Source organism: Streptomyces sp. AC512_CC834, from assembly GCF_019049325.1.
In the GTDB taxonomy this organism is placed as follows: domain Bacteria; phylum Actinomycetota; class Actinomycetes; order Streptomycetales; family Streptomycetaceae; genus Streptomyces.
Genome location: NZ_JAGMUO010000060.1, coordinates 1 through 4670 on the forward strand (window position 1 = coordinate 1; position 4670 = coordinate 4670).

Annotated in this window: 3 protein-coding genes; 1 reads left to right on the forward strand and 2 read right to left on the reverse strand. The window is 73.4% G+C overall.

Features of this window, described 5'->3' with window-relative positions; genetic code table 11:
• Positions 1–238: 238 nt before the first annotated feature.
• Positions 239–2803 carry a DEAD/DEAH box helicase gene (locus tag KUM40_RS20825; RefSeq protein WP_217167533.1) on the reverse strand — a complete coding sequence of 855 codons (2565 nt, stop codon included), beginning with the start codon at positions 2801–2803 and terminating at the stop codon, positions 239–241.
• A gap of 492 nt (positions 2804–3295) precedes the next feature.
• On the opposite strand from KUM40_RS20825, the gene KUM40_RS20830 reads away from it, so the two are divergent.
• Positions 3296–4096: a ferritin-like domain-containing protein gene (locus KUM40_RS20830; protein WP_217167534.1), complete on the forward strand. Its 801-nt coding sequence runs from the start codon at positions 3296–3298 to the stop codon at positions 4094–4096.
• A 53-nt stretch (positions 4097–4149) separates the two neighbouring features.
• Here the strand turns inward: KUM40_RS20830 and KUM40_RS20835 are convergent, their stop codons facing one another.
• Positions 4150–4419 carry a hypothetical protein gene (locus KUM40_RS20835; RefSeq protein WP_217167535.1) on the reverse strand — a complete coding sequence of 90 codons (270 nt, stop codon included), beginning with the start codon at positions 4417–4419 and terminating at the stop codon, positions 4150–4152.
• Positions 4420–4670: the final 251 nt, after the last annotated feature.

Consider the following 4670-nt stretch of genomic DNA (forward strand, 5'->3'; position numbering starts at 1 on the left):
GGCTATCGGGCGGCGGGGACGGGGGAGGGGGCGGCTGGGCTGTGGGGGGTGGTGGGATGCGCGGGCGGAGAGGCGGGGGTGGCTGAGGGAGGAGCGGCGGAAGGGAGGCCGGGTGCGGAAGGCCGGGGCGCCTCGGGGGTGGCCGGTCCCTGCCGCCGTGCTCCGGGTACGGGAACGCCGTCGGCCCGGTCCCGCGTGGTTCGCGGGACCGGGCCGACGGTCGGGTGAGCGGCGCGGATCAGCTCTCGTCGGACTCCGCGGGCTGCGCGGCGGCCGTGGCCGCCTTCCGGGTGCGGCGAGCCTTCGGCTTCGCCTCGGCCGCGTCGACGGGCTCGGCCGGCGCCTCGACGGCAGCCGCGGCCTTACGGGTCCGGCGCCGCGGCGCGGCCTCCGGCTCCTGCGAGGCCTGCGCCGGAATCCCGGCGGCGGCCTCGGTGGCCTCGGCCGGTTCGGCGGCCTTGCGTGTACGCCGCCGGGGTTTGGTGTCCGTGCCCTCGGCGGTGTCGGTTGCGGCTTCCGCCTTGGTGGTGGCCGTCTTGCGGGTGCGCCGGGGCTTGGCCTCGGCGGCTACCGGAACCTCTACGGCCGATTCGGTGGCCTCGGCCGGTTCGGCGGCCTTGCGCGTACGGCGCCGGGGCTTCGTCTCCGCGGCCTCGGCGGTGTTGGTTGCGGCCTCTGCCTTGGTGGTGGCCGTCTTGCGGGTGCGGCGGGGCTTGGCCTCGGACGCCTCCGGCTCCTGCGCCGTCTGCGCCGGGATGTCGGCGGCGGCCTCGGTGGCGTCGGCCGGTTCGGCGGCCTTGCGAGTGCGGCGGCGGGGTTTGGTGTCCGTGCCCTCGGCGGTGTCGGCTGCGGCTTCCGCCTTGGTGGTGGCGGCCGTCTTCCGGGTGCGCCGGGGCTTGGCCTCGGTGGCTTCCGGAGCCTCTACGGCCGTCTCGGTGGCGTCGGCCGGTTCGGCGGCCTTGCGCGTACGCCGCCGGGGCTTCGTCTCCGTCGGCTCGGACGCGGGCTCGGTCGCTCCCTCGGCCGTGTCGACCGCCACCTCGGCGGCCGTGGCCTTGCGGGTGCGCCGACGCGGCTTCTCGACGGGAGCCTCGACCGCCGGGGTCTCGACGACCGCCGGGGTCTCGACGACGGCCTGGGCGGTGTCCAGCACGGCGGCCGGCGCCTCCGCCGACTTGCGGGTGCGGCGGCGACGCGACTTCGCCGGGGCCTCGACGACCTCCGTGGCCTGCGCCACCTCGGTGACCTGGACCTCGGAAACCGCCAGCGCGGTGTCCTCGGCGGCCCGTGCCTCGGGAGCGTCGCTCGTGGCGGCCGTCTCCGGGCGGCGCGACGACTCGCCGTTGCGCGTACGACGCCGGCGGCGCAGGGTGCGGGGACCCTCGTCGGCGGCGCTGTCCGCACCGCCGGTCACGGCCTCGGCCGCGGGAGTCACGGAGGCCTCCGCGTCCACCGGAGCCCCGCCGCGCATCCGGCGCCGGCGACGCGGCGACGTACGGGACGAACGGTCGCGGTCGCGGTCGCGGTCGCGATCGCCGGAACGCGACTCGTCCCGGCCACCCCGTCCACCCCGGCCGCCGCGGTCATCGCGTGCGCGGCCACCGCGGCCGACCGGCTCGCCCAGGTCCTCCAGCTCCTCCGCCTCGAGCCCGGCGCGGGTGCGCGCCGAGCGTGGCAGAACGCCCTTGGTGCCCTCGGGGATGCCGAGGTCGCCGTACAGGTGCGGGGAGGTGGAGTACGTCTCCGGCGGGTCGCTGAAGCCCAGGTCAAGCGCCTTGTTGATCAACTGCCAGCGCGGGATGTCGTCCCAGTCGACCAGCGTGATCGCCGTACCCTTCGCGCCCGCGCGGCCGGTGCGGCCGATGCGGTGCAGGTACGTCTTCTCCTCTTCGGGAGACTGGTAGTTGATGACGTGCGTGACGCCCTCGACGTCGATGCCGCGGGCGGCGACGTCGGTGCAGACGAGCACGTCCACCTTGCCGTTGCGGAAGGCGCGCAGGGCCTGCTCGCGGGCGCCCTGGCCGAGGTCGCCGTGGACCGCGCCGGAGGCGAAGCCGCGCTGCTTGAGCTGGTCGGCCAGGTCGGCCGCCGTGCGCTTGGTGCGGCAGAACACCATGACCAGACCCCGGCCGTCGGCCTGCAGTATGCGCGCCACCATCTCGGGCTTGTCCATGTTGTGCGCGCGGTAGATGAACTGCTTCGTGTTGGCGACCGTGGCGCCCGCGTCGTCCGGCGAGGTGGCGCTGATGTGCGTGGGCTGCGACATGTAACGGCGGGCCAGTCCGATGACCGCGCCCGGCATGGTGGCCGAGAACAGCATGGTCTGGCGCTTGACCGGCAGCATTTTGATGATCTTCTCGACGTCGGGCAGGAAGCCCAGGTCGAGCATCTCGTCGGCCTCGTCGAGGACCAGGCTCTTGACGTGCTTGAGGCTCAGCTTCTTCTGGCCCGCCAGGTCCAGCAGCCGGCCCGGGGTGCCGACGATCACGTCGACGCCCTTCTTCAGGGCCTCCACCTGCGGTTCGTAGGCCCGGCCGCCGTAGATCGCGGTGACGCGCACGTTGCGGACCTTGCCTGCGGTCAGGAGGTCGTTGGTGACCTGCTGGCACAGCTCGCGCGTCGGGACGACGACGAGGGCCTGCGGGGCGTCGGTCAGGGCCTCGGGCGCCGCGCGGCCCGCCTCGACGTCGGCGGGGACGGTGACGCGCTCGAGGAGCGGAAGGCCGAAGCCCAGCGTCTTGCCGGTGCCGGTCTTGGCCTGGCCGATGACGTCCGTGCCCGTCAGGGCCACGGGGAGCGTCATCTCCTGGATGGGGAAGGGAGTGATGATGCCGACGGCCTCAAGGGCTTCGGCGGTCTCGGGGAGGATCCCGAGGGATCGGAACGTCGTAGTCAGGGTGCTGCCTCTTCTGTGTACGTGGTGCGAGGCGAGCGCGCGGGTCGTGCCGGACTGAGTCGGGGACGTCGGCTGCCTTACGGATGAGCCGTAGGACACGGGACCTCTGTCGACGCTCCAGCGCTCGTACCACTGAGGGTCCCCCTCCGGAATCCGTACGCAGTGTGGCGTACGGCAAGGAGGGCTGTCGGGTCGGAGCCGATCGGGCCACCGACCGGGCATCCTCATGCGTGCGGCCCGACGACGATGTCACGTACCCGTACGTCACATACTCGGCAGGCGCATTACCACCATACCCCGGATTCGCGCACACGCGATGGCCGATTTGCTCACGTAGTCGTCGTCACACTGACTGACCAGGGCCTTACCACTGCCGAAGAGCGGGTTATTGTGCGCTGCATGACGAGCTCTGACAAGCCTGGCACCGCCGCAGACGCCCCCGCGGAAACCAGCGGAAGCACGGGACCCACGGGAACCACGGAACCCACGGGAACCACCGGCTCCACCTCGGTCGCCGCCCGGGACTGGTCGTCGGCCGCAGCCGACCCGCAGTACCGCGCCGCGGTGGTGGACCTGCTCGGCGCGCTCGCGTACGGCGAGCTCGCGGCGTTCGAGCGGCTCGCGGAGGACGCCAAGCTGGCGCCCACGCTGGGGGACAAGGCGGAGCTGGCGAAGATGGCGTCGGCGGAGTTCCACCACTTCGAGCGGCTGCGCGACCGGCTGGCCGAGATCGGCGAGGAGCCGACGGGAGCCATGGAGCCCTTCGTGGCCGCCTACGACGGCTTCCACAAGCAGACCGACCCCTCCGACTGGCTCGAAGGGCTCGTCAAGGCCTACGTCGGCGACTCCATCGCCAGCGACTTCTACCGCGAGGTCGCCGCCCGCCTCGACAAGGACACCCGCGAGCTGGTGCTGGCCGTGCTCGACGACACCGGGCACGCCGGTTTCGCCGTGGAGAAGGTGCGCGCGGCGATCGACGCCGACCCGCGGGTGGGCGGGCGGCTCGCGCTGTGGGCGCGGCGGCTGATGGGGGAGGCGCTCTCGCAGTCCCAGCGGGTGGTGGCCGACCGGGACGCGCTGTCGACGATGCTCGTGGGCGGGGTCGCGGACGGGTTCGACCTGGCCGAGGTCGGCAGGATGTTCTCCCGGATCACCGAGGCGCACACCAAGCGGATGGCGGCGCTCGGGCTGGCTGCCTGATCTCCGTCGGTGCGGGTGCGGGTGCGGGTGCGAACCGGTGGGGCGGCTGTCGCTCAGGCGGTCGCCGAGCTGCGGCGGAGTCTTCCCGCGGGGCGCAGCAGCAGTGACAGCGAGGCCGCGGAGAGCGTCGCCGAGCCCAGGAGCACCAGCACGAGCCCCCCGGCGCCCAGCGCGGTGTGCGTGACGAAAGCCCCGAAGAGCGCCCCGGCGATCCCCGTCGGCAGGACCAGGAGGCGGGCGGGGAGGCGGTGGGACAGACGATGCGCGGCGGCCCAGGCCAGGGCGAGGCCGAGGATTGTGGCGGTGAGCGCTTCCAAGAGCATGTCGGGGTCCCTCCCACATGGCCGGCCTGCCCCAAACGGTCACAGCCGTCTTACCCCTGACCTGCGGAATGCAATCCTCCCCCTGTGGGTGAACTGTGCTCCACCCGTGAACAGCGGGACGGGTGGGGCCCTGCGGTGAATCACCGCAGGGCCCCACCCGTTCTTCGTCCGTCGTCCCGCGTCCGCCGCTACAGCGCGCCGAAGCCCACCTTGCGCGGGGCCGGCTCACCGATCTCGACGTAGGCGAGACG

Excerpts from the sequence above, each read along its gene's own strand:
- KUM40_RS20830 (WP_217167534.1), top strand. The coding sequence starts at position 3,296 with ATGACGAGCTCTGACAAGCCTGGCACCGCCGCAGACGCCCCCGCGGAA.
- KUM40_RS20835 (WP_217167535.1), bottom strand. The coding sequence starts at position 4,419 with ATGCTCTTGGAAGCGCTCACCGCCACAATCCTCGGCCTCGCCCTGGCC.
- KUM40_RS20825 (WP_217167533.1), bottom strand. The coding sequence starts at position 2,803 with ATGACGCTCCCCGTGGCCCTGACGGGCACGGACGTCATCGGCCAGGCC.